This window comes from Xylophilus sp. Leaf220 (assembly GCF_001421705.1).
In the GTDB taxonomy this organism is placed as follows: domain Bacteria; phylum Pseudomonadota; class Gammaproteobacteria; order Burkholderiales; family Burkholderiaceae_C; genus Xylophilus.
The window spans coordinates 78,354-102,045 of the sequence record NZ_LMKO01000023.1 but is presented as its reverse complement, the minus strand read 5'-3'; the positions used below and the strand labels follow the sequence as shown (position 1 = coordinate 102,045).

The window sequence follows — 23,692 nt, the reverse complement described above, 5'->3', positions numbered from 1 at the left end:
TCCTTATTTCGTAGCGGCAGGCCGTGGCGCATCGCCGGCTGCAGGTGTTTTCTGTTCGGATTCCTGCACCACCTTGACCAGGTCGCGGTCGTTCAGGAAGCCCGCGCCCTGCACCACGACCGGCGTGTCGGCCGCCAGGCCCGCGGTGATCTCCAGCCGGTCGCCCACGCGCCGGCCGGTCTGCACCTTGCGTTGCGACACCCGCTGGTCCTGGTCGACCGCGAAGACGTAGCTGAACGCCTCGCGCACCACCACCGACTGCTGCGGCACCGTCAGCGCGTCGGTCTGGCCCAGCACGAAGTCGCCGCGCGCGAACATGCCCGCTTTGGCCGGAATGCCGTTGCGGCTGGTGGCCGGCAAGTCGACGTACACCAGCCCGTTGCGGGTCTGCGGATCGACCGTCGGCGCCACCATCCGCACCTTGCCCTCCAGCGCCGCGCCGCTGGCGGCCACGATGTTGGCGACCGTGCCGGGCTGGATGCGGCCCAGCTCGGCCGAGGTGACCTCGGCGCGCCATTCGAGCCGGCCCTTCCTGACCATGCGGAACAGCTCGGTGCCGGCGCCCACCACCGAGCCCACGGTCGCGGTGCGCGCCGAGATCACGCCGCTGTCGGGCGCGCGGACCGAGGCATAGCCCAGCCGCACCTGCTGCGCGTTGTAGGCCGCCCGGGCCGCCTCGACCCGGGCCTTGGCGGTCTGCTCGGTGGTCTGGTACTGGGCGATCTGGGAAGCGCTGAGCGCGCCGCTCTTCTCCAGCGTGCGGGCGCGCTGGGCATTGGCCGCGGCGTCGGCGGCGGTGGCCTCGGCCTCCAGCACGCTGGCGCGCGACTGGGCCAGCTCGGCCTTGACCGTCTCGGCCGAGAAGGTGGCCAGCACCTGGCCGGCCTTGACCGTGTCGCCCACGTTGACCAGCACGTCGGTCAGCCGCAGGCCGTTGGCCTCCGATCCGATGATCGCCTCCTGCCAGGCGGCGATGCTGCCGTTGGCGGCGAAGCTCACCGGCAGCGAGGTTTTCTGCGGCAGCACGGTGGTCACGCTCAGCGCCGGGCGCGGTGCGGCCGGCTTGTCGGCGGCGTTCGCGCGGTTCAAGCCGAAAAGGCCTGCAGCCGTTGCCAGGCCAAGGCCACCAGCTATCGAAAGAAGAGCAAGCCTGCGCCGGGCAGGCTGGGCCAGGGTGGCGGGCAGCAGGCGGGCGGCGAGGGTGTCGGCGGTGCGGAGGGCAGGGTGCATGGCGGTGTCCGGCAAGGGGCGGAAAGCGGTGGGCAGGGCGCGCGAAGGGGCGGCGGGGCGGGGATCGGGCGGGGCCATCAGCGGGCCGCTCCGGAAGACGAAGGCGCTGCGGGCGGTGCGGACGGCGAGGACGGTGCCGGCGCTGCGGCCGACGGCGTGCCGGCCGCGCCTGCGCTGGCGACGGCCGTGCCCGGCGCGCCCGGCACCGGCCCGGTCTGCGAGAACGCCGGATCGCCCGGCGCTGCGGCCGCCGGCTCCCAGCCGCCGCCGGCGGCGCGGTACAGCGCGATCCAGGCGGCCATCCGTTCGCGCTTGAGGTTCACCCGGGTGGTTTCGGCCGCCAGCGCGGTGCGGCGGGCGTCTTCCAGCTGGATCTGGCTGGCCAGGCCCGCGTCGTAGCGCGCCTGGAAGCCTTCGAACGAGGCGCGGTAGCCGGCCGCGGCGGTCTCGGCGTCGGCGTTGCGGTCGGCGGTGGCGCGCAGGTTGACCAGCGCCTCCTCCACCTCGCGCACCGCCTGGCGCAGGCGTGCGCGGTAGACGGCGACCGCCTCGTCGTACTTGATGCGCGCCGCGGCGGCGTTGGCGACGCGCCGGCCGCCGTCGAACAGCGGCAGCGACAGCTGGATCGGACCCAGCGTCCAGACGTTGCTGCTGCCCGAGATCGACGGCGCATCGACATAGAAGCGGCCGATCGATCCGCCGATGGTCAGCCGCGGGTAGCGCTGCGCATCGGCGTTGCCCACGTCGGCGCTGGCGGCCACCACGTCGCGCGCGGCCACCGCGATGTCGGGCCGCTGGGCCAGCACCTGGGCCGGCAGCTCGGCGATGGAGAACAGCGCATCGGGTGGCGGCTGGGCCGGCGTGGCGGCCAGCTTCTGCCGCAGCAGGTCTTCGTCGAGCGCGGTCAGGGCGACGAGGCCCTTCACCGCCACGTCGCACTGCGCCTGCTGCTGCAGGAGGCGGTTGCCGGCATCGGCCGCGCTGGCACGGGCCAGCGCGTCGTCGGCCGGCGCCTGGAAACCGGCCTGGGTGCTGAGCGCCGAGAGCCGGGCGCTTTCGCGGCGCGACCGGGCGTCGCTGCGGGCCACCTCCAGCTGCTCGCGGCAGGCGCGCAGGGCGCTCAGCTGGTTGGCCGTCTCGGCCGCGACCGAGACGCGCGCGTCGTGCCAGCCGGCCTGCGCGCCTTCGAGCCGGGCCTGCGCCGCATCGCGCGCCGCACGGTTACCGCCGAACACGTCGGGCTCCCACGAGGCCTGCAGGTTGCCCTGGGCCGAGGTGGCGACCGCGAAGAACTGCGGCTGGAAACCGCGGCTGATGTTGGCGGTGGCGTCCAGCGTCGGGCCCAGCGCCGCGCCGGTGGTGATGCGCTGCGCGCGGGCCTGGCCGATGCGCGACGCCGCCTGCGCCAACGTGGGGCTGGCTGCGTTGGCCGCATCCACCAGTTCGACCAGCAGCGGATCGCCTGCGCCTTCCCACCAGCGTGCCAGGCCGGCCGGGGTGCCGCCGTGGGGCAGCGACGGATCGACGGCGGAAGTGGCGGAAGTGGCGGAAGTGGCGGGCGCGGCGCCGGTCGGCACCGGCGGCAGCGGTGCGTGCCAGGCGGTCGGCACCGGCGCCTCGGGCGCGGCGGGCGGCCGCGGCAGGGTGCAGGCGGCCAGCGCCAGGGGCAGCAACGCCAATGCGAAGCGGCCGGTGCGCCCCGCGGCGGTGGTGCCTGGGGCGACGGGGCGTGGAAAGAACATGTAGGTCATGGAACGGGCTTCCGGGTCTTGCGGTCGACGGGGGCGCGGGGCGGTGCGGCGGGCGCTGCGGGCAATGCGGCACGGGCCGGTGCGCGGGATGTGGGGTTCGGGGCGGGTGCGGCGCGGCCGGCCGCCGCGCGCGCCGCGGCGGGCACCCGCGCCGCGGCGGCACGGCGCCGGCGCTCGGCGGCGACCAGCGCCAGGCCGTCGTCGGTCAGCCGGTCGGCCCAGGTGTCGATGGCGGCGGTGCTGCCCAGCAGGCCGGGCCGCAATGCCTCGACGATGTCCTGCGCCACGAAGAGGTGGATCGCCAGCCCGTCGAGCGCGAAGGCCAGGCGGTGCAGGTCGTCGTCGTCGCGGTGCAGGCCCAGGTGGCGGCGCAGCACCTCCAGCAGCGCCGCGTGCGGGGCCACCACGTCCTGGCGCATCTCCTCGGCCCACTGGTTGGTCGGCTCCAGCATCTCGCGGATGTGCAGCCGCAGGCACTGGCGGGCCAGCTCGCCCTGTTTCAGCGGCTCCACGAAGAAGGCGTAGTAGGCGTGCAGCGCCTGGCGCAGCGAGAGGTGCGGCGGGCTGATCAGCGGGATCACGTCGCGCGCCGCGCCCATCGGCTCGGTGAAGGTGGCGGCGTAGAGGCCCGCCTTGTCGCCGAAGTAGTAGCGGATGGCCGCCAGGTTCACCGACGCGGCCTGCGCGATCTCGCGGGTCGAGGTGCGGGCGAAGCCCTTCTCCGAGAAGAGGCGCAGCGCGGTGTGCAGCAGGCGCTCGCGTGCCTCGGCGCCGTCGGTGCGGTGGGCGACGGTCGGGTCGGGCAGGGTCGGATCCATCGGCCGCGATTACAACACGACTTCAATCGGTCGATTGAATTGTGTTCGCAGATCGTCGCGCGGCGCAACACCGCCGAAGCGTCAGGTGGCCGAGGCCAGCTCGGGCAGCAGCGCCTCCCGCACGAACCGCGTCGGGCCGGCCGCATCGGGGTCGCGCACCGCCACCCCCAGTTGCCGCCACAGCGCGGGGCGGAGCGGCCGCACGGCGATCCGCGGATCGCGAGCCGGGTCGTACGACTCCTGCGGCAGCAGGGCCGCGCCGTAGCCGGCCGCCACCAGCGTGCGGATCGCGTCGTTGTAGTTGAGCTCGATGCGCGGCCTGCAGTGCACGCCGGCGGCGGAGAACCATTCCGCCGTCTGCCGGTAGAGGCGGGTGGAGGCGTCGTTCATGATCAGCGGCCGCTCGGCCAGCCACTGCGGCGTGAGGCGGCGCGGCGCCTGCCAGGCCGCGGGCAGGAAGGCGACCACCGCTTCGCGCCGCAGCGCGGTCACCTGCACGCCGCGCACCGGCGCCTGCGGCAGCGCCACCACCGCCAGGTCGAGGCTGCCGGCCGCGAGCCGGGCCATGCTCTCGTTGGAGGTGAGCACCTGCACGTTCACGTCGATGCCGGGGTGCGCGCGGGCCAGGCGCTCCAGCGCCGGCGGGAGCAGGTGGGCGATCGCGCCGGTCGAGGCCCCGACCCGCACCCGGCCGGTCTGGCCGGCCAGCTGGCGCCGCACGTCTTCCACCGCGTCGTCGGCATCGGCCAGCAGCCGGCGGGCCCGTGCGATGAAGCCTTCGCCCAAGGCGGTCGGCTGGGCGGGCCCCCGGCCGCGCACCAGCAGCTGTCCGCCCAAGCGCGATTCCAGCTCGGCGATCTGCACGGTGACGGTCGGGGCCGCCAGGTGCAGCGCCCGCGCGGCGTTGGCGAGGGAGCCCAGGTCGGCGATGGCCACCAGGGTGCGCAGATGGTCGAGGCTGAGTTCACGCATCGCCGCAATTTACCTTTCCTGAATCCGGCGTTCCGGATATTCAACTGGAGCTATCGCGGCCGCGTGCCTAGGATCGTGGCATGGACCTCCACCTCTTCATCGACGGCGACCAGGGCACCACCGGCCTGGACCTGCAGAACCGGCTGCGCGGCAGCGAATTCCGCATCTGCACCCTGCCGGACCACCTGCGCAAGGACAGGGCCGCCCGCCGCGACGCGCTCAACGAAAGCGACATCGCCATCCTGTGCCTGCCGGACGCCGCGGCACGCGACGCGGTGGCGATGGTCGACAACCCCGCGGTGCGGCTGATCGACGCCAGTTCTGCGCATCGCACCAGCGCGGGCTGGGTCTACGGCCTGCCCGAGCTGGAGGCGGGCCAGGCGGCGCGCATCGCCACGGCGCAGCGGGTGACGAACCCCGGCTGCTACCCGACGGCGGCGGTGGCGCTGCTGCGGCCGCTGACCGATGCGGGCCTGCTGCCGGCCGACTACCCGCTGGCGATCCACGCCGTCTCAGGCTACTCCGGCCAGGGCCGTGCGGGCGCCGAGGTCTACGAAGCGGGGGCCGGCGCGCATGGACTGAAGGTCTATGGCCTGGCGCTGGAGCACAAGCACGTGCCCGAGATCGCGGCCTATGCCGGCCTGTCGGCGCCGCCGATCTTCGTGCCGGCCTACGGCAGCTACCGGCAGGGCATCGTGCTGACCATCGGGCTGCATGCCCGCCTGCTGGGCGCCGGCGCCACCGGCGAGCGCATCCACGACTGCCTAGTGGAGCGCTACCGTGGCGCAGACCATGTGCGGGTGCTGCCGATGGCGGCGGATGCGCCGACCGAGCGCGATCCGAAGGTCTGCAACGGCACCAACGACATGCACCTGGCCGTGGCCTGCAACCCGCGCACCGGCCAGGTCGTCCTGAGCGCGGTGCTCGACAACCTGGGCAAGGGCGCGGCCGGTGCGGCGGTGCAGAACCTCCGGCTGATGGCCGCGGCCGGCCGGACGGACGGCGGCTTAGCCGCGGTTTAGAAGCTTTCCCAGTCGTCTGCGCTGCCGGCCGGCGCCGGCTGCGCCGCTTTCGCCGAGGCGGGCGCTGCAGCGGCCGGACGTGGGGCCGGCTTCGCGGCGGCCGGCGCAGGCTGGGCCGACAGGCGCCGCACGGCGACCGGGCTGGTGGCCGGCGGGCGGGCGATCGCGGGCGCGGCTGCAGGTGCCGGCACGGCCGGCGCGGCGGCCATGGCACGGCGTGCGGCCATCGCACCATGGTCCAGCTGGAACACCGCGACGGTGTCGACCAGTTGCTGGGCCTGCTGCTTCAGGCTGGCGGCAGCGGCGGCGCTTTCCTCGACCAGGGCCGCGTTCTGCTGGGTGACCTGGTCCATTTGGATGATCGCCTCGCCGACCTGTGCGACGCCCTGGCTCTGCTCGGTGCTGGCGGCGCTGATCTCGCCCATGATGTCGGCCACCCGGCGGATGGAATCGACCACCTCGCGCATGGTGGTGCCGGCCTGGTCGACCAGCGCGGTGCATTGCTCGACCTGGGTGACGCTCGACGAGATCAAAGACTTGATCTCCTTGGCCGCATCGGCGCTGCGCTGCGCCAGGCTGCGCACTTCCGATGCCACGACGGCGAAGCCGCGGCCCTGCTCGCCGGCACGGGCGGCTTCCACCGCGGCGTTGAGCGCGAGGATGTTGGTCTGGAAAGCGATGCCGTCGATCACCGAGATGATGTCGGCGATGCGCTTGGAGCCTTCGTTGATGCCGCGCATCGTGTCGACCACCTGGCCGACCACCGCGCCGCCGCGTTCGGCCACGCTGCTGGCGCTGACGGCCAGCTGGTTGGCCTGGCGGGCATTGTCGGCGTTCTGCCGCACGGTGGAGTTGAGCTGCTCCATCGACGCGGCGGTTTCCTCCAGCGCGCTGGCCTGTTCCTCGGTGCGCTGGCTCAGATCGGCGTTGCCCTGGGAAATCTGCGCGCTGGCGGTGGCGACGCTCTCGGCATTGCCGCGCACGTCGGCCACCACACGCGAGAGGCTGTCCTGCATCCGCTTCAGCTGGGCCATCATGCTGTGGTCGTCGCCGGCGCGCAGGTCGATCGGCACCGACAGGTCGCCCGCCGCGACGCTGCGGGCCAGGCCGGCGGCGCTGGCCGGCTCGCCGCCGAGCCGCCGGGTGACCGAGCGCACGATCGTCACCGCCAACAGGGCGGCCGCCGCGCAGACGAGTGCGAGCAGGCCGATCACCCAGTTGCGCGCGCCGTCGTAGCTGCTTTTCGCGGCGCCGGAGGCCGCGGCTGCGCCCTTGTCGTTGGTTTCGATCAGCTGCTCAAGCGATTGCATGGTCTTGCCCAGCGCGGTGCGGGATGCGCCGCGGTACATCTCCTTGGCCTGCGGCAGCGTGCCTTCGCCACCGCGCGAGAGCGTCAGCAGACCCGGCTGCACGGCGAAGTACTCGCCGAGACCGGTGCGGAAGGCGTCGTACTGCGTCCGCTCGTCGGCCGTGGTGATCATCGGCTCGTAGGCGGCGGACTGCTGGGCCAGCGTGGTCTTGGCGGCGGCGATGCGCTGGTCGATCGCGTCCATCTCGCGGTCTTCGAAGGAGAGCAGGTGGTCGCTTTCCGCGCGGCGGATCTGGTTGACACTGGCGCGCATCTTGCCGAGCACATTAACGCTGGGCAGCCAGTTGTTGGCGATGTCGTCGGTGCGGGCATAGATGCCCGACATCTGGGAAATGGCGAAAACGCCGAGTGCGAAAGTGAGGGCTACGACCGAGAAAAAAGCGGCACCGAGTTGGGTGCCGAGCTTGGCGTTAGACAAGGACATGGACGTAGAGGAAAAGACTGAGGAATACCGGTTGCCAAAACAGCCGGTGCAGAGCGTGTGGAAACACAAAAAATTATTTGTTACGGAAAACTAGGTGAGGTGTAGGACGATATCCCATAAACATGGGTAAAAACCCTGTTTCGTGACGTCGTATTGCGTGATATAGAAGTGCACGACACAGCTTCGCTATTGATTTCGGAGCAAAAGGTCGAAGACTGTCCTGGGCGGGGCGCCCATCGGCCGCATCTCGTTGCCGACCACGCTCTGTTGTTGTAGGCGCGATGTAGAAGAAGCCGTTCCGAGCAAGCGCCGAGCAGCAGCGATTTTTCAGCTGCGCATCGCCAGCGCCACGGCATCAAGCAGGGTCGAGATGTCGAAAGGTTTGACCAGGATCGACTGGGTGCCCAGCACCCGCCCGACCTCGACCATGTCGGCATAGCCGGTGGCCAGGATCACCGGCAGACCGGGGATTTCCAGCCGCGCATGCTGGATCACCTGGGCACCGTTCATCAGCGGCATCGCGTAGTCAACGATCAGCAGGTCGGGCGTGTGCGCGGCCAGGGCGGCCAGTCCGGCATGGCCGTCGGCCGCGTCGGTGACGATGTGGCCGGCCATCTGCAGGCTCTCGACGATCACCCGGCGCACGTCGGCATCGTCCTCCACCACCAGGATGCGGTGGCTCAGGCCGGGCTGCGGCGGTGCGCTGGCCTCTTCGGGCGGCGCCGTCTCCGGGCGGTCGTCGAGCAGTGGAAAGCACATCTCGACCACCGTGCCCTGGCCCGCTTCGCTCTCGATACGGGCCAGGCCGCCGGACTGCTGCGCGAAGCCGTAGACCTGGCTCAGCCCCAGGCCGGTGCCGCTGCCGACCGGCTTGGTGGTGAAGAACGGGTCGAACACCTTCTGCAGGAGCGATGCGGGAATGCCGGGACCGTTGTCTGCCACCGACACCACCACATAGGTGCCAGGCGGCAGCGCGGGGTCGGGTGTGGCCTCGGCCCGCCGGGTGGACAGGGTCAGCTTGCCGCCCGAATCCATTGCGTCCTTGGCGTTGACCGCCAGGTTCAGCACCGCCATCTCGAGCTGGCTCGAATCGAGCTTGGCCCAGAGCGGCTCCTCCGACAGTTCCCACTGCAGCTGCACGCCGGCGCCGACCGAGACCGCGACCAGTTCCTGCATGCCCAGCATCAGCGCGTTGATATCGGTCAGGCGGGGCAGCAGCGACTGGGCGCGGGCGAACGACAGCAACTGGCCGGTGAGCTTGGAACCCCGGCCGACCGCGCGCTTGGCCTGGGCTGCGACCTTGGCGACACGCGGCTCGGGCGCCAGGCGGGCCAGCAGGTCGAGGTTCATGCTGACGACGTGCAGCAGGTTGTTGAAATCGTGCGCGATGCCACCGGTGAGCCGGCCGATCGCCTCCATTTTCTGCACGTGCACCAGCGCGGCCTGGGCGCGTTCCCGTTCGGAAATTTCCGACATCAAGCGGTCGTTGGCCCCGGCCAGTTCGCGGGTGCGGGCGGCGATGCGGCCTTCGAGCTCGCCGTTGAGCCGCTCGACCGTCGCGCGCGCCTCGCCGAGTTCCTCGAGGTTGCGGCGGGTCGCGTACTGGCGGTTGCGGGCGCGCACCGCGGCTTCGACGGCGCTCGCCAGCGTCTCCGCGTTCACCGGGCGCTCCAGCAGCACCACGTTGCCCAGCGCGTGCAGCGAGGCGGCGGCGCGCACCGAGCGGCGGGTGGTCTGGCGCGTGGTCAGCACGATGAAAGGGAAATCCGACCAGCTCGGCTGCTGCCGCAGCCAGTTGTCGAGTGCGCCCCCGGGTGTCACGCCGAACGCCTCTTCGGTCACCACTGCGGCGGCTGCACCCTGTATCAGCCCCGCCAGCATCTCGTCCTGCGACTGGCAGACCTGGGCGGGAATGCCGCGCCCGGCCAGCACTTCCTGCACCACATTGGCATCGCGCCCCCGTGGCGCGTGCACCATCACCCGGCGTTCCATGGCGATCAGGGCTTGTAGATGGCGGGACCGTCGCTCAGCAATGGCTGGGCGCCGCGGTAGGTCGACACGCCACGCATCACGCCTTCGAAATCGTTCAGCGCCGCGCCGACCTGGATGCCGTCGGCGCCCATGCGGAACTCGCGGATGGTGAGCTCGTGGTGCCGGGTCCGGCTCTTGACCACCGACACCGCCTTCAGCAGGTTGCCGCGCGCCTCGAAGAAGCGGAACAGCAGGATCGCGTCGCTCAGGTAGCTCAGGTCCACGTCGCTGCCGCCCTCGCCGAACAGGCCGTGCTGGTTCAGCACCAGGATGGTGGCGATGCCGCGCTGGTTGAGGTAGGTCAGCAGCTCGTGCATCTGCAGCAGCAGGAACTTGCCGCCCGGCATCGCCTGCAGGTAGGCGTTGAGGCTGTCGATGCCCACAACCGACGCGCCGCGCTCCTCCACCGCCCGGCGCACCCGGCTCGCGAACTCGCCCGGCGAGACCTGCGCCGGATCGAGCGGAACGATCTCGAGCAGTCCGGTGGCGATGTGGTGCTCGATCCCGATGCCGAGCGCCTGGCAGCGTGCCATGAGCGTGCCCAGTCCCTCGTCGAACAGGTAGTACGACACCTTCTCGCCGCGGTCGAGCGCGGCCGCGATGCAGGACATGGCGGTGGTGGTCTTGCCGACACCGGAAGGCCCGGCGAAGAGCGTGTTGCTGCCGTAGGTCAGGCCGCCGCCGAGCATGGTGTCGAGCGCCTCGGTGCCGCTGCTGCCCACCCGGTGCGAGAAATCCACCCGGTGTTCCGACGCGATCAGCCGCGGATATACCGACAGGCCGCCAGTGTCGAGCTTGAAGTCGTGCTCGCCACCGCGGAACTTGGCGCCGCGCAGCTTCGACACCCGCAGGAAACGCTTGTCGTCCCCGTACTCGCCGACCGTCTGCTCCAGGCTCAGCACGCCGTGGGCGATGCTGTGCAACTGCAGGTCGGTCGCCTGGGCCGAACGGTCGTCGAGCATCAGTACGGTGCAACCGGCCTTCGAGAAGAAGTGTTTGAGCGCCAGGATCTGGCGGCGGTAGCGCAGCGGGTCCTGGGCCAGCAGCCGCATCTCGGACAGGCTGTCGAACACCACGCGGTGCGGCCGGGACCGCTCGACCTCGGCCATCACCCCGCGGGTGGTCTCGCCCAGTTCGACCTCGGACGGGTGCAGGATCGACTGCTCCAGGTCGGGGCTCAGGCCCTCGAGGGTGACCAACTCGAAGATCTTCAGTCCGTCGAGCGTCCAGCCGTGCGACGCCGCTACGGTGCGCAACTCCTCGGCCGTCTCCGACAGAGTGACGTAGAGCGCGCTTTCGCCCTGCGCGACGCCCTGGAGCAGGAATTGGATGCCGAGGGTGGTCTTGCCGGCACCGGGCGATCCTTCGATCAGATAGAGATGGTGCGAAGGCAGACCGCCCCCCAGGATGTCGTCGAGCCCGGCGATGCCGGTGGAGGACCGGGCCTGCGGGGGACTGATGAAGGAAGGAACAGAGGTCATGGGGGTGGTGGTCGGGCTGCCGCAAATGCCGCAAGAGCGCCCCCGGTCGAGGGCGCGGCGCCTGCGGGCAGCATACCTGCTCGGGGTGCCTCCCATCCACCGAGGATGTACGAATACGCCCCTGTCGGCGGTGTATTGCGGCCCGCTGCTCGCGGCGGCTCAGCCGGCGGCGGTGCAACCCCCGGCTGCGGCGCCTATCGCGCGGGCCCGTGCCTGCTGGATCCGCTCGCCGATTTTGGGCCCGCGGGCGCCCTCCCGGGCGGCCTGGGCGGCGACGGCGGCGGTGTCGACCGCCTGCGCCGCCTGCAGCGCGGCCCGCAGCCGGTCGCGCTGGGGATAGGGCGCGTCTTCCTTGCCGCCGCGGCCGCGGGCATCGCATTCGCAGGCGAGCAGCACTTCCTCGAAGCGCTGCGGCCGGCGCCAGGCGTCGCAGCGGTCGAGCAGGCGCACCAGGGCGGCGGGGTTGAGCTCGCCGCTGCGGTGGATGTTGCCGTGCTCCCGCGCCACCACGTCGGCCAGCTCGCGGCATTCCACCGGCACCCGCAGCCGCTCGCACACGCCCTGCAGCAGCCGGGCGCTGCGCTGTTCGTGGCCGATATGGCGCGGCAGCACGTCGGCGGGGGTGGTGCCCTTGCCCAGGTCGTGGCACAGGCAGGCGAAGCGGACCGCCAGCGGTGCCTGCAGCCGGGCGGACATGTCCATCACCATCGCCAGGTGCACGCCGGTGTCGACCTCGGGGTGGTAGTCGGCGCGCTGGGGCACGCCCCAGAGCCGGTCGACCTCGGGCAGCAGCCGGGCCAGCGCGCCGCAGCGGCGCAGCACCTCCAGCATGCGGGAGGGCGCCGGCTCCATCAGGCCGCGCGCCAGTTCCTGCCAGACGCGCTCGGGCACCAGGGCGTCGGCCTCGCCGTCGTCGACCATCGCCCGCATCAGGGCCTCGGTCTCGGGGGCGACGGTGAAGTCGGCGAAGCGGGCGGCGAAGCGCGCGAGGCGCAGGATGCGCACCGGGTCTTCGCGGAAGGCGTCGGTCACGTGGCGCAGCACCCGGCCCTCCAGGTCGCGCCGTCCGCCGTAGGGATCGACCAGGCCGGCGTCGCCCACCGCGTCCGGCGGCTGGGCCATGGCGTTGACCGTCAGGTCGCGGCGGGCCAGGTCTTCCTCCAGCGTCACCTCGGGCGCGGCCTGCACCGCGAAGCCGCGGTAGCCGCGCGCCGTCTTGCGCTCGGTGCGGGCCAGCGCGTATTCCTCGCGGCTGCGCGGATGCAGGAACACGGGGAAGTCGCGGCCCACCGGCAGGTAGCCGTCGGCCTCCATCGCCTCGGGCGTGGCGCCCACCACCACCCAGTCGGTGTCGTGCACCGGCAGCCCCAGCAGCGCATCGCGCACCGCACCGCCCACCTTGTAGACCTGCATCGGCATGCTCAGCGGGCGAGCCGGTAGGGCTCTTCGAAGTCCCGGAAATCCTGCTCGGCCAGGGCGCCGTCGATCCAGGCGGCGACGCCGGGCAGTGCGGCCACCCGCTCCACGTAGTCGGCTACCGCCGGCGGCACCGGCAGGGCGTAGGTGCGCAGCCGCATGCAGACCGGAGCGAAGAAGGCGTCGGCCGCGCTGAAGCTGCCGAAGAGCATCGGTCCGGCGTAGCGCTCGAGCAGGCCTGTCCAGAGGGCGCAGAGGCGCTCGACGTCGGCGCGCACGCCGGGCTGGTCGCGCCAGATCAGGGCGCCCACCTCGGGCAGCCGAGCCTCGATGTTCATCGGGCAGTGGCTGCGCAGCGCCTGGAAGCCGGCGTGCATCTCGGCGCAGGCGCTGCGGGCGGTGGCCCGGGCGACCGGGTCGGCCGGCCAGACGCCGTGCTGCGGGTACTGCTCGGCCAGCGTCTCGGCGATCGCCAGGGTGTCCCAGACGACCAGACCGTCGTCGCCGAGCAGCACCGGCACCTTGCCGGTCGGGCTCACGCCCTGCAGGCTCTGCTTGAAGCCGGAGCCGGCACCGAAGCCGTCGAAGCGCACCATGCGCTCCTCGAAGACGATGCCCGCCTGGCGCATCAGCACCCAGGGGCGCATCGACCAGGAGGAGTAGTTCTTGTTGCCGATGACGAGGACGGGCATGGCGGTTCTTTCGGTGTGGCGGCCCCGTGGAAGGGGCGGATCGGATGGCCTGCGCGGTGACCGGGACATGCGCGGCGCTTACGTTTTTGCCCGGGCTTCGGCGTTACACTTTTTAGCATGCACACCCCAGCGGCGAGCGGTTATTTTCGCCGCCGCCTCACCCATTTCTGGAACCGCGATGGGCGAGCCATCCTGTGGATGGCGTTGGCCTGGGCGCTGGGGCTGTGGTTTTTCCAGATCGTGGCAGAGAAGGCGGCGGTGCGCCAGGCGGTGGGCAGCTTCCACGCCGGCGCGCCGATACCGCTGCAGCGCCTGGCGGGCGGGCAGGGCATCGGCGGCAAGCTGGGCTTTCTGGTCGACCGCACCGGGGAACTGCAGATCGAGCAGATCGTCGCGGCCGATCCGCAGGACCCGCGCTTTCGCTTCCGCTACCCCGGCGACAAGCAGCGGCTGGGCGTGGGGCTGGGCCAGGGCGTGGTGTGGGCCAAGTTCCAGTTCAGCGTGGCCGAGCGGGTGCGCGATGCGCGCTGGCTGATGGTGATGCCCTCGGTGGCGGCGCGGGACATCCAGTTCCACGGTCCGTACGACGCCGGCGGCACCCGCACGGCGGCGCCGCAGGTGGCCGGAGCCGACCATCCGTTCTCCTCCCGGCCGGCGCCGACCGAGCGGATGTCGTTCCCGTTCCGGGTGCTGGAGCCGGGGCTCTACACCGTCTACTTCCGGGTGCGGTCCGACGTCATGCAGGTCTACGCACCCCGGCTGTGGAACGAGACCGACTACCTCGTCTCCACCGACGGCAAGCGCCTCTTCGACGGCCTGACCTACGGCATCCTGCTGGGCATGCTGGTCTACAACCTGCTGCTGCTCTCGATCTTCCGGGAGCGGATGCATGCCTACTACCTGGTCACCTGCGCCTGCGCGGTGCTGACGCTGGCCAGCTTCAATGGGCACCTGGCCCGCTACCTGTGGCCCGATGCGCCCGCCCTGCCGCAGTACCTCTACACCACGGCGCCGCTGCTGTGGACCCTGTTCGCCAGCCAGTTCGGCCGCCATTTCCTCAACCTGCGGGCCCATGCGCCGCGCATCGACCAGGTGCTGGCGTCGCTGGCCCTGGTGCTGGCCTGCATGTGGGGGGCGGTGACCGCGAGCGGCGACCTGTCGCTGCAGGTGCGCTGGCTGTCGCGGGCGACCGAGGTGGTCGCGGTGCTCGGCCCGCCGCTGCTGGCGGTCGGCGGGGTGCGGGCCTACCGCGCCGGTTTCAAGCCGGCGATGCTCTACCTGGGCGGCCTGGCGATCCTGGTGCTGTCGGCGCTGCTGCTGATCCTGTCGAACTGGGGCGTGCTGCCCTGGAGCGGGCTGCAGCTCAACCTGCTGCAGCTGGGCGCCGCGGCCGAGTTGGTGGTGCTGTCGGTGGCGCTCGGCAGCCGCATCCGGTCGCTCCGCCGGGCGCAGCAGGAGCTGCACGCCCGCGCCGACAGCCTGGTGACCCAGGCCGAGACCGATCCGCTCACCGGGGTCGCCAACCGGCGCGGCCTGCAGCGCCGCGCCGACCGGCAGTTCGCCACCGGCGCGCCGCAGGCCCTGCTGCTGCTCGACCTGGACCGCTTCAAGCCGATCAACGACCGGTTCGGCCACCACGCCGGCGACCGGGTGCTGGTGGAGCTGGCCCGGCGCCTGCGCAGCGAGCTGCGCGACATCGACACGGTGGCGCGCCTGGGCGGCGACGAGTTCGTGGTGCTGGTGAGCGGCGAGACCGACCGGGGGGCGCTATCGGCGATGGCCCACCGCATGGGCGAGCAGCTGCGCGCGCCGGTGGACTACGAAGGCCGGGCGCTGATGGTCACCGCCAGCATCGGCATCGCGCGGTTCCCGAAGGATGCGCGCGACCTGGCCGGCCTGCTGCGGGCGGCCGACGCGGCGATGTACCACAGCAAGCAGCAGCGCCACTCGGACTTCGCCTTCCCCGAGGACATGCAGCCGGCCGCCCAGGCGGCGGGTTGAGCGCCGCTACCGGCGCCGCGGTGCCGACGCGCCTACTGTGGCCAGACCACGCCGTTGTCGTTGAGGATCGCGTCGAGCGGCTGGTCGTGCGCCTCGGGCTCGAAATCGGGCAGGAAGCCCTGTCCGAATCCCAGGCCGACGGTGAACGGCCGGGGCTGCAGGGATGCCAGCGTCCGGTCGTAGAAGCCGCCGCCGTAGCCGAGCCGGTAGCCGCCCGCGCCGTAGCCGACGCAGGGCACGAAGAGCAGGGTGGGCACCACCACCTCGGTGTCCTTCGGCTTGGGGATGGCGTAGGCGTCTTCCTCCATCGGGCAGCCGGGGTACCAGACGTGGAAGGTGAGCGTGCCGGCCGTCTTGTCGACCACCGGCAGGCCGATCTGGCGGCGCTGCGGCGCGCCCTGCAGCTCGCCGTCTTCCTTCCAGCGGTGCAGCGCCGGCAGCGGATCGAACTCTCCCTTGATCGGCCAGTAGGCGCCGATCACCGCGTCGGGCCGGCCGATGAGCCAGATGCGCATCACCCGCTGGAGCTGGTCGGAGCGCGAGAGGCGGTCCGGCAGATTCAGTCTTTCTTCGATCAACGCCCTGCGAATGGCTGACTTGTCCATAATTCCTTCGATGAAATTCCAGAAGATTCTGACATCTGCGCTTGCCTTCGGGCTGCTGGCCGGCACCGGGGCCGCCGCGCAGGCCCAAGGCACGCCCGCCGGGCGAGGGGACGATGTCCTGCTGGAGATGAACCAGGCCTTCAAGCGCGGCGACCGCGCCCGCCTGGCGGCACTGCTGCCGATGGCCCAGGGCCACGCGCTGGAGCCGTGGGCCGCCTACTGGGAACTGCGTGCCCGGATCGACTCCGCCCAGCCCGAGGAGATCGAGGCCTTCTTCGTCCGCTGGTCCGGCACCTACCAGGAAGACCGGTTGCGCAACGACTGGCTGCGCATCCTGGGCCAGCGCCGCGACTGGCAGCGCTTCGCCGACGCCTACCCGCTGTTCCGGATGAACGACGACCGCGAGGTGCGCTGCTACGCCGTCGTGGTCGAGCGGCTGCGCGGCACAGGCCCGCTGCCGGCGGCCACCGTCGACGAAGTGCGCCGCAACTGGTACGGCATGCGCGAATCGGACGACGGCTGCACCCTGGCCGCGGCCGAACTCTTCGCCGCGCGGCAGTTCACCGCCGACGACGTCTGGCGCAAGGCGCGCCTGGCGATCGACGCCAACCGGCCGCGGGTGGCCCGCGCCGCGGTCGAGATCGTGGCGCCCGAGGAATCGGCCCTGGTCGCGCAGATCGGCGACAACCCGGCGCGCTTCCTGGCCGCGAAGGCCACCGCCGGCAACCGCACCCGCAAGGAGCTGGTGACGCTCGCTCTGCTGAAGATGAACGCCTCCGACCCCGACGCGGCCGCCCAGCAGCTCGACAGCAAGTGGAGCGTGCAGATGACGCCCGAGGAGCGCAACTGGGTCTGGGGCGCCATCGGCCGGCAGGCGGCCTCGCGCCTGTCGCCCACCGCGCTCGAGTACTTCGCCAAGGTCACCCGCGATGCCGACCTGCACGGCGAGATGCTGGCCTGGAAGGCCCGCGCCGCGTTGCGCGCCGGCAACTGGAAGGAGGTGCTGTCGGCGACCACCGCGATGGACGATGCGCTGCGCGTCGACAGCGCCTGGGTCTACTGGCGCGCCAAGGCCCTGCTGGCCGGCGGCCCGCTGGGCGCGGCGCCGGCGGCCGCGGCCGCGGTGCAGCCCGAGAGCGCCTCGCTGCCCGCAGCCACCGCCGCGGCCGGCCGCGTCTCCGACCGCCAGCGGGGCGAGGCGCGCCAGCTGCTCGAAGGCATCGCCAGCCCGCGCGGCTTCTACGAGCAACTGGCGCTCGAAGAGCTCGGCCTGCGCATCGCGATGCCCGAGCGTCCGGCGCCGCCCACCATGCAGGAACGCGAGGCGGCCCGCACCAACCCGTCGCTGGCCCGCGGCCTCTACGCGATCCTGCTCGGCCTGCGCAGCGAAGGCGTGCGCGAGTGGAACTACGCCACCAACCTGCACGCGACCGGCGGCATGGGCGACCGCGAACTGCTGGCCGCCGCCGACATGGCCTGCCAGAGCGAGATCTGGGACCGCTGCATCAACACCAGCGAGCGCACCAAGTCGGTCTTCGACACCGGCCAGCGGTTCCCGATGCCGCACCAGGCGGCGGTGGTGATGCGCAGCCGCCAGATCGGCCTGGACCCGGCCTACGTCTACGGCCTGATCCGCCAGGAGAGCCGCTTCATCACCGATGCCCGCTCGGGCGTCGGCGCCTCCGGCCTGATGCAGGTCATGCCCGCCACCGCGCGCTGGACGGCCAACAAGATCGGGATGGGCGGCTTCCGGCCGGAGCAGATCAACGACCGGGACACCAACATCACCATCGGCACCGCCTACCTGAAGCTGGCGCTCGACGACTTCCAGGGCTCGATGCCGCTGGCCGCCGCCGCCTACAACGCCGGCCCCGGCCGGCCGCGCAGCTGGCGCAACGGCCCGGTGGTCGACGCGGCGATATGGGCCGAGAACGTGCCCTTCGCCGAGACCCGCGACTATGTGAAGAAGGTGCTGGCCAACACCACCAGCTACGCCGCAATCCTCGGCGGCCAGCCGCAGTCGCTGCGCGCGCGGCTCGGCACCGTCGGCCCGAAGGACCCGAACTTCGTCGAGCCGAACAAGGACCTCCCTTGAAGCGGTTTTGTGGGCGAAAAGGGGCCGGGGCCGGCGTACCGCGCCGGCCTCCAGCTATTTAATTAATAGCAACGCCCGGGTTGGAAGTGCGGGGCGTCGCGGGCGGTCGCGATTGCACCCGTGTTATTTCTCGCCGCGGCCGGCATAGCGGGCCTGTGCCGTCCCCATAATCCGCGCCATGGAAACCAAGTGGCTCGAGGATTTCGTCAGCCTGGCCGAGACGCGCAGCTTCAGCCGCTCGGCCCAGCTCCGGCATGTGACCCAGCCCGCGTTCTCGCGGCGCATCCAGGCGCTCGAGGCCTGGGCCGGGTCCGACCTGGTCGACCGCAGCTCCTATCCCACGCGGCTCACCGCCTCCGGCGAGACGCTGTACGCCCAGTCGCTCGAACTGCTGCAGGCGCTGCAGACCACCCGCGCGATGCTGCGTGGCCGCGGTACCGCGGGGCAGGACGTGATCGATTTCGCGGTGCCGCACAGCCTGGCCTTCACCTTCTTCCCGACCTGGATCTCGTCGCTGCGGCAGGGCTTCGGTCCGGTGCGCAGCCGGCTGCTGGCGCTCAACGTGCACGACGCGGTGCTGCGCCTGATGGAGGGCAGCTGCGACCTGCTGATCGCCTATCACCACAGCGCCCAGCCGGTGCAGCTCGACGCCTCGCGCTACGAGATGGTGGCCCTCGGCGAGGAGACCGTGGCCCCCTACACCCGGCCCGATGCCGAAGGCCAGCCGCTCTTCACCCTGCCCGGCCGCGCCGGCCAGCCGCTGCCCTACCTGGGCTACGGGCCGGCCGCCTACCTGGGCCGGGTGGTGGAGCGGCTGCTCAAGGACTACGGCACCGCGATCCACCTCGACCGTGTCTACGAGACCGACATGGCCGAAGGCCTGAAGGCGATGGCGATCGAGGGCCACGGCATCGCCTTCTTGCCGCAGAGCGCGGTCCGGCGCGAGCTGCGCGGCAGGCGCCTGGTGAGCGCCCAGCCGGCCGGCATGCCGCCGCTGGAGGTGACGATGGAGATCCGCGCCTACCGCGAGAAGCCGGTGGTGCGCAGCGCCGCATCCGACCGCCCGCCCGCCCGTGGCCGTGGCGCGGCGCACCGCCCGGCCGATGCGCTGTGGGAGTACCTGCAAGCCCACGCCCCTGCCGCGTGACATGACGGTTCGGAATGAGTTGAGTCGCGTTATGCAACTTTTGCATGCGGCTGCACGCACACGGCATTGGCTTCGGGCGCCGCGCCCCCCTACATTCCGTTCGCATGCCACCGGCGACGGTCGAGGCTGCCTGCGGCGGCACTGGGCACGGAGCTTGCATCGACCTTCGACGGTCCGATACGGAGCCCGGCCATTTGTCACCGGCCATGAAACTTTTGTGAACCCGTGTACGACGGACGCGCGCCACCATGCGGCCACCCCCTCGGGTGTAACCCAGGGCGGCCGCCCCGGAAATCCGTTCTAGACTCACCCCTGTTCCATTCGCATGAATTCAAGGAGATTTGCATGAAGAAGCAATTGCTGACGATCGCCATCCTGGCCACCATCGCTGGAGGCGCATCGGCGCAAGCTACCGACACCCTCGCCAAGATCAAGGCATCGGGCGTGATCACCGAAGGTGTGCGCGAATCCTCCGGCCTCTCCTACACCCTGGGCGACGGCAAGTACACCGGCTTCCACTACGACGTGTGCGCGGCCATCATCAACGACATCCAGAAGAACCTGGGCCTGTCGAAGCTCGAGACCAAGTACCAGCCGGTCACCTCGCAGAACCGCATCCCGCTGGTCCAGAACGGCACCGTCGACCTGGAGTGCGGCTCCACCACCAACAACGCCACCCGTGCCAAGGACGTGTCCTTCGCCGTGACGACCTACGTCGAGGAAGTCCGCATCGCCACCAAGGCCAGCTCGGGCATCAACGGCATCAAGGACCTGACCGGCAAGACGATCGCCACCACGACCGGCACCACCTCCGTGCAGACGCTGCGCAAGCACAAGCGCGCCGAGAACGTGCAGTTCAAGGAAGTCTTCGGCAAGGACCATTCCGACAGCTTCCTGCTGCTGGAATCCGGTCGCGCGGACGCCTTCATCATGGACGGCTCGATCCTCGCGTCGAACATCGCCAAGTCGAAGGCCCCGGCCGACTACAAGATCGTCGGCGAAGTGCTGTCGGTCGAGCCGATCGCGATCATGATGCGCAAGGACGACGCCGCCTTCAAGAAGGTGGTCGACGACAGCATCAAGGCGCAGATCGCCTCCGGCGCGATGGCCAAGCTCTACGACAAGTGGTTCATGCAGCCGGTGCCGCCTGCCAACGTGAAGATCGGCCTGCCGCTGTCGGCCGCCACGAAGGACGCGTGGGCCAACCCGAACGACAAGCCGATGGAAGAGTACGCCGTCAAGGAATAAGGCGGGGACTTGCCGCAAGCACCAACGCCCACCGCCCCGGTGGGCGTTGTCTTGTGGAGGGCGGTGCACCGCCCCTGCGGCACGGGCCGCAGGCGCTGATCGACATAACAGCTTGAGAAGGAATCCCCATCATGGGATCGAATTGGGATTGGCAGGTATTCCTGCAAGACCCTGGAGGCGAGCATCCGACCTACCTCCAGTGGCTGATGTCCGCCTGGGGGTGGACGGTTTCGGTATCGCTGCTGGCGCTGGTGGTGGCCCTGGTGCTGGGCTTCGCCATCGGCACCCTGCGCACGCTGCCCGACAACCCGTTGTGGGTGAAGCTCGGCAACGCCTGGGTGGAGCTGTTCCGCAACATTCCGCTGCTGGTCCAAATCTTTCTCTGGTACCACGTGGTGCCGGCGCTCTTCACGCCGATGCGCAACCTGCCGGGCTTCGTGCTCGTGGTGCTGGCGCTCGGCTTCTTCACTTCGGCCCGTATCGCCGAGCAGGTGCGTTCGGGCATCCAGGCCCTGCCGCGCGGCCAGCGCTATGCGGGCATGGCGATGGGCTTCACCACGCTGCAGTACTACCGCTTCGTGCTGATCCCGCTCGCGTTCCGCATCATCCTGCCGCCGCTCACCAGCGAGACGATGAACATCTTCAAGAACTCGTCGGTCGCGTTCGCTGTGTCGGTCGCCGAGCTCACCATGTTCGCGATGCAGGTGCAGGAAGAGACCTCCCGCGGCATCGAGGTGTACCTGGCCGTGACCGGCCTCTACATCGTGTCGGCCTTCACCATCAACCGGGTCATGGCGTACTTCGAGAAGCGGGTCCGCATCCCGGGCTTCGTGGTAGCCGGCGGCGGCGGAGGCCACTGACATGAATCTCGACTTCGCCTTCCTCAACTGGGAACTGATCCGCGCCTTCGTCCTGAAGGGCTTCTGGTTCAGCATCGGCCTGACGATCGTCGCCACCATCGGCGGCGTGCTGCTGGGCACCGTCCTGGCGCTGATGCGGCTCTCGGGCAAGCAGCTGCTGGTCGTGCCGGCCACCCTCTACGTCAACGGCATGCGCAGCATTCCGCTGGTGATGGTGATCCTGTGGTTCTTCCTGCTGGTGCCGTTCCTGATCGGCCGTCCGATCGGCGCCGAGGTGTCCGCGTACGTGACCTTCATCGCGTTCGAGGCGGCCTACTTCAGCGAGATCATGCGGGCCGGCATCCAGTCGATCCCGCGCGGCCAGGTGCATGCCGGCCAGGCGGTCGGCATGAGCTACGGGCAGAACATGCGCCTGGTGGTGCTGCCGCAGGCGTTCCGCAACATGCTGCCGGTGCTGCTGACGCAGACCATCATCCTGTTCCAGGACACCTCGCTGGTCTACGCCATCGGCGCCTACGACATGCTTAAGGGCTTCGAGACCGCCGGCAAGAACTACGGCCGGCCGATCGAGGCCTACCTGACCGCCGCGGTCGTCTACTTCGTGATCTGCTTCGCGCTGTCGTGGCTGGTCAAGCGGCTCCACAAGAAAATCGCCATCATCCGTTGAGCGGAGAGTCAAACATGATCGAACTCAAGAACGTTTCCAAGTGGTACGGCAGCTTCCAGGTGCTGAACGACTGCTCCACCAACATCCAGAAGGGTGAGGTGGTGGTGGTGTGCGGACCTTCGGGCTCCGGCAAGTCGACCCTGATCAAGACCATCAACGCGCTCGAGCCCTTCCAGAAGGGCGAGATCTACGTCGACGGCACCGCGGTGCACGATCCGAAGACCAACCTGCCCAAGCTGCGCAGCCGGGTCGGCATGGTGTTCCAGCATTTCGAGCTGTTCCCGCACCTCTCGGTCACCGAGAACCTGACGATCGCGCAGATCAAGGTGCTCGGCCGCAAGCCCGACGACGCCAAGGTGCGCGGCCTGAAGATGCTCGACCGGGTGGGCCTCACCGCGCACAAGGACAAGTTCCCGGGCCAGCTCTCCGGCGGCCAGCAGCAGCGGGTGGCGATCGCCCGGGCGCTCTCGATGGACCCGATCGTGATGCTGTTCGACGAACCCACCTCGGCGCTCGACCCCGAGATGGTCGGCGAAGTGCTCGACGTGATGGTGGGCCTGGCCAAGGAAGGCATGACCATGATGGTCGTGACGCACGAGATGGGCTTCGCCCGCAAGGTCTCCAACCGGGTGATCTTCATGGACGTGGGCGGCAAGATCCTCGAGGACTGCTCGCGCGACGAGTTCTTCAACAACTCCGACGCCCGCCAGCCGCGGACCAAGGATTTCCTGAACAAGATCCTGCAGCACTGATCCGCTGGCGTTTACGCGAAGGGGCCGCAGCACCGTGCTGCGGCCCTTTCGCATTTCTGCGCCGGGGTCCGTGGTGACGCGGCGTGGCTGCCGGACAGGCCGTGCCGCCCACCCGTACCGACGGAATCCGCATAAGCAAGCCCATATTCGGTTGCAGCGCGAACGCCGCATGCGGCTAATCTGCGGGCGGCCGACGACGTGCCGATGCGTCGGTGGCCGTGCTCACGCCCTCCCTCCGGGCCCATCCAAAGAAAAAAGGGAAAGAAGAAACCATGAACAAGCTCCGACGCGCCCTCTCCGTCGCCGTGCTCTCCGCCGCCGGTCTGGGCGGCGGCCTGCACGCCCAGGAGGTGCTTCGCATCGCCGCCTCGCCGGTGCCGCACGCCGAGATCCTCGAATTCGTCAAGCCGGCGCTCAAGGCGCAGGGCGTGGACCTGCAGATCAAGGTCTACACCGACTATGTGCAGCCCAACCTGGCGCTGGAGGACAAGGGCGTCGACGCCAACTACTTCCAGACGCGGCCCTACCTTGAGACCTTCAACAAGGAGCGCAAGACCCATGTGGTGCAGGTGCCCGGCAGCGACGTGCACATCGAGCCGTTCGGCGCCTACTCGTCGAAGGTCAGGAAGGTGGCCGACCTGAAGGAAGGCGCTCTGGTCGCGATCCCGGCCGATGTATCCAATGTCAGCCGGGCGCTGGCGCTGCTGGCCCAGGGCGGACTGATCCAGCTGAAGGATCCGAAGAACCTGCTCTCCACCGCCCGCGACATCGTCTCCAACCCGAAGAAGCTGAAGTTCCGCGAAGTCGAATCGGCCCAGCTGCCGCGCCTGCTGCCCGACGTGGACCTGGCGCTGATCAACACCAACTACGCGCTCGAAGCCAGGCTGGACCCGGGCAAGGACGCCCTGCTGCTGGAGAAGGGTGCCGATTCGCCCTATGCCAACTTCATCGCCGCGCGGCCCGACAACGTGAACGCGCCGGCCCTGCGCAAGCTGGTCGCGGCGCTGCACGCGCCCGAGGTGAAGAAGTTCATCCAGGACAAGTACAAGGGCGCGGTGCTGCCCGCGTTCTGATCTTCCCCGTTTTCGAGGTTCGAATAGGCCCGCAGCCG

The 23,692-nt window shown here is 70.4% G+C and carries 19 protein-coding genes; 9 read left to right on the top strand and 10 right to left on the bottom strand.

Annotated features, from left to right (window positions below; translation table 11 throughout):
* Positions 1 to 3: 3 nt before the first annotated feature.
* The 4 genes from ASE76_RS14375 to ASE76_RS14360 form a co-directional block, all read right to left on the bottom strand.
* Complete coding sequence (locus tag ASE76_RS14375) at positions 4 to 1,230, bottom strand: efflux RND transporter periplasmic adaptor subunit (RefSeq protein WP_082448621.1); 1,227 nt, start codon at positions 1,228 to 1,230, stop codon at positions 4 to 6.
* A 77-nt stretch (positions 1,231 to 1,307) separates the two neighbouring features.
* Positions 1,308 to 2,972, bottom strand: coding sequence for an efflux transporter outer membrane subunit (locus tag ASE76_RS14370; RefSeq protein ID WP_082448619.1), 1,665 nt, complete (start codon positions 2,970 to 2,972; stop codon positions 1,308 to 1,310).
* A 5-nt stretch (positions 2,973 to 2,977) separates the two neighbouring features.
* Positions 2,978 to 3,799, bottom strand: a complete 822-nt coding sequence (locus ASE76_RS14365; protein ID WP_082448554.1) for a CerR family C-terminal domain-containing protein — start codon at positions 3,797 to 3,799, stop codon at positions 2,978 to 2,980.
* 81 nt (positions 3,800 to 3,880) lie between these two features.
* On the bottom strand, positions 3,881 to 4,771 hold the full coding sequence (locus ASE76_RS14360; protein WP_055840725.1) for a LysR family transcriptional regulator: 891 nt from the start codon (positions 4,769 to 4,771) through the stop codon (positions 3,881 to 3,883).
* 80 nt (positions 4,772 to 4,851) lie between these two features.
* Here ASE76_RS14360 and argC point away from each other — a divergent pair, with 80 nt between their 5' ends.
* The gene (argC, locus tag ASE76_RS14355; protein WP_055840721.1) at positions 4,852 to 5,793 is read left to right on the top strand and encodes an N-acetyl-gamma-glutamyl-phosphate reductase; all 942 of its coding nucleotides are present in this window, start codon (positions 4,852 to 4,854) and stop codon (positions 5,791 to 5,793) included.
* On the opposite strand, the gene ASE76_RS14350 is transcribed toward argC, so the two are convergent.
* The 5 genes from ASE76_RS14350 to ASE76_RS14330 form a co-directional block, all read right to left on the bottom strand.
* A complete protein-coding gene (locus ASE76_RS14350; RefSeq protein ID WP_055840718.1) occupies positions 5,790 to 7,586 on the bottom strand; it encodes a methyl-accepting chemotaxis protein in 1,797 nt (598 codons plus the stop codon). The two genes, argC and ASE76_RS14350, sit on opposite strands and share 4 nt — an antisense overlap.
* A gap of 327 nt (positions 7,587 to 7,913) precedes the next feature.
* On the bottom strand, positions 7,914 to 9,578 hold the full coding sequence (locus ASE76_RS14345) for a response regulator (protein ID WP_055840715.1): 1,665 nt from the start codon (positions 9,576 to 9,578) through the stop codon (positions 7,914 to 7,916).
* Positions 9,579 to 9,583: 5 nt separating this feature from the next.
* Complete coding sequence (locus ASE76_RS14340; protein WP_055840712.1) at positions 9,584 to 11,098, bottom strand: ATPase domain-containing protein; 1,515 nt, start codon at positions 11,096 to 11,098, stop codon at positions 9,584 to 9,586.
* A gap of 159 nt (positions 11,099 to 11,257) precedes the next feature.
* Entirely contained in the window at positions 11,258 to 12,511 is a 1,254-nt protein-coding gene (locus ASE76_RS14335) for a multifunctional CCA addition/repair protein (RefSeq protein ID WP_055841392.1), read from the bottom strand.
* Positions 12,512 to 12,519: 8 nt separating this feature from the next.
* A complete protein-coding gene (locus tag ASE76_RS14330; protein ID WP_055840709.1) occupies positions 12,520 to 13,206 on the bottom strand; it encodes a glutathione S-transferase family protein in 687 nt (228 codons plus the stop codon).
* Between the two features lie 117 nt (positions 13,207 to 13,323).
* Between ASE76_RS14330 and ASE76_RS14325 the strand changes: the two genes are divergently transcribed.
* The gene (locus tag ASE76_RS14325; RefSeq protein ID WP_082448552.1) at positions 13,324 to 15,207 is read left to right on the top strand and encodes a diguanylate cyclase; all 1,884 of its coding nucleotides are present in this window, start codon (positions 13,324 to 13,326) and stop codon (positions 15,205 to 15,207) included.
* 32 nt (positions 15,208 to 15,239) lie between these two features.
* On the opposite strand, the gene ASE76_RS14320 is transcribed toward ASE76_RS14325, so the two are convergent.
* Positions 15,240 to 15,812, bottom strand: a complete 573-nt coding sequence (locus tag ASE76_RS14320) for a 5-formyltetrahydrofolate cyclo-ligase (protein WP_055840703.1) — start codon at positions 15,810 to 15,812, stop codon at positions 15,240 to 15,242.
* 10 nt (positions 15,813 to 15,822) lie between these two features.
* Here ASE76_RS14320 and ASE76_RS14315 point away from each other — a divergent pair, with 10 nt between their 5' ends.
* The 7 genes from ASE76_RS14315 to ASE76_RS14285 all read left to right on the top strand — a co-directional run bounded on the left by ASE76_RS14315 (position 15,823) and on the right by ASE76_RS14285 (position 23,654).
* On the top strand, positions 15,823 to 17,907 hold the full coding sequence (locus ASE76_RS14315; protein WP_055840699.1) for a lytic transglycosylase domain-containing protein: 2,085 nt from the start codon (positions 15,823 to 15,825) through the stop codon (positions 17,905 to 17,907).
* A gap of 178 nt (positions 17,908 to 18,085) precedes the next feature.
* Complete coding sequence (locus ASE76_RS14310) at positions 18,086 to 19,054, top strand: LysR substrate-binding domain-containing protein (protein ID WP_055840697.1); 969 nt, start codon at positions 18,086 to 18,088, stop codon at positions 19,052 to 19,054.
* A 345-nt stretch (positions 19,055 to 19,399) separates the two neighbouring features.
* On the top strand, positions 19,400 to 20,302 hold the full coding sequence (locus ASE76_RS14305; protein ID WP_055840694.1) for a transporter substrate-binding domain-containing protein: 903 nt from the start codon (positions 19,400 to 19,402) through the stop codon (positions 20,300 to 20,302).
* Between the two features lie 131 nt (positions 20,303 to 20,433).
* On the top strand, positions 20,434 to 21,162 hold the full coding sequence (locus tag ASE76_RS14300) for an amino acid ABC transporter permease (RefSeq protein WP_055840692.1): 729 nt from the start codon (positions 20,434 to 20,436) through the stop codon (positions 21,160 to 21,162).
* Position 21,163: 1 nt separating this feature from the next.
* Positions 21,164 to 21,829, top strand: a complete 666-nt coding sequence (locus tag ASE76_RS14295) for an amino acid ABC transporter permease (RefSeq protein WP_055840689.1) — start codon at positions 21,164 to 21,166, stop codon at positions 21,827 to 21,829.
* 14 nt (positions 21,830 to 21,843) lie between these two features.
* Complete coding sequence (locus tag ASE76_RS14290; RefSeq protein ID WP_055840686.1) at positions 21,844 to 22,581, top strand: amino acid ABC transporter ATP-binding protein; 738 nt, start codon at positions 21,844 to 21,846, stop codon at positions 22,579 to 22,581.
* 272 nt (positions 22,582 to 22,853) lie between these two features.
* A complete protein-coding gene (locus ASE76_RS14285; protein WP_055840684.1) occupies positions 22,854 to 23,654 on the top strand; it encodes a MetQ/NlpA family ABC transporter substrate-binding protein in 801 nt (266 codons plus the stop codon).
* Positions 23,655 to 23,692 lie beyond the last annotated feature (38 nt).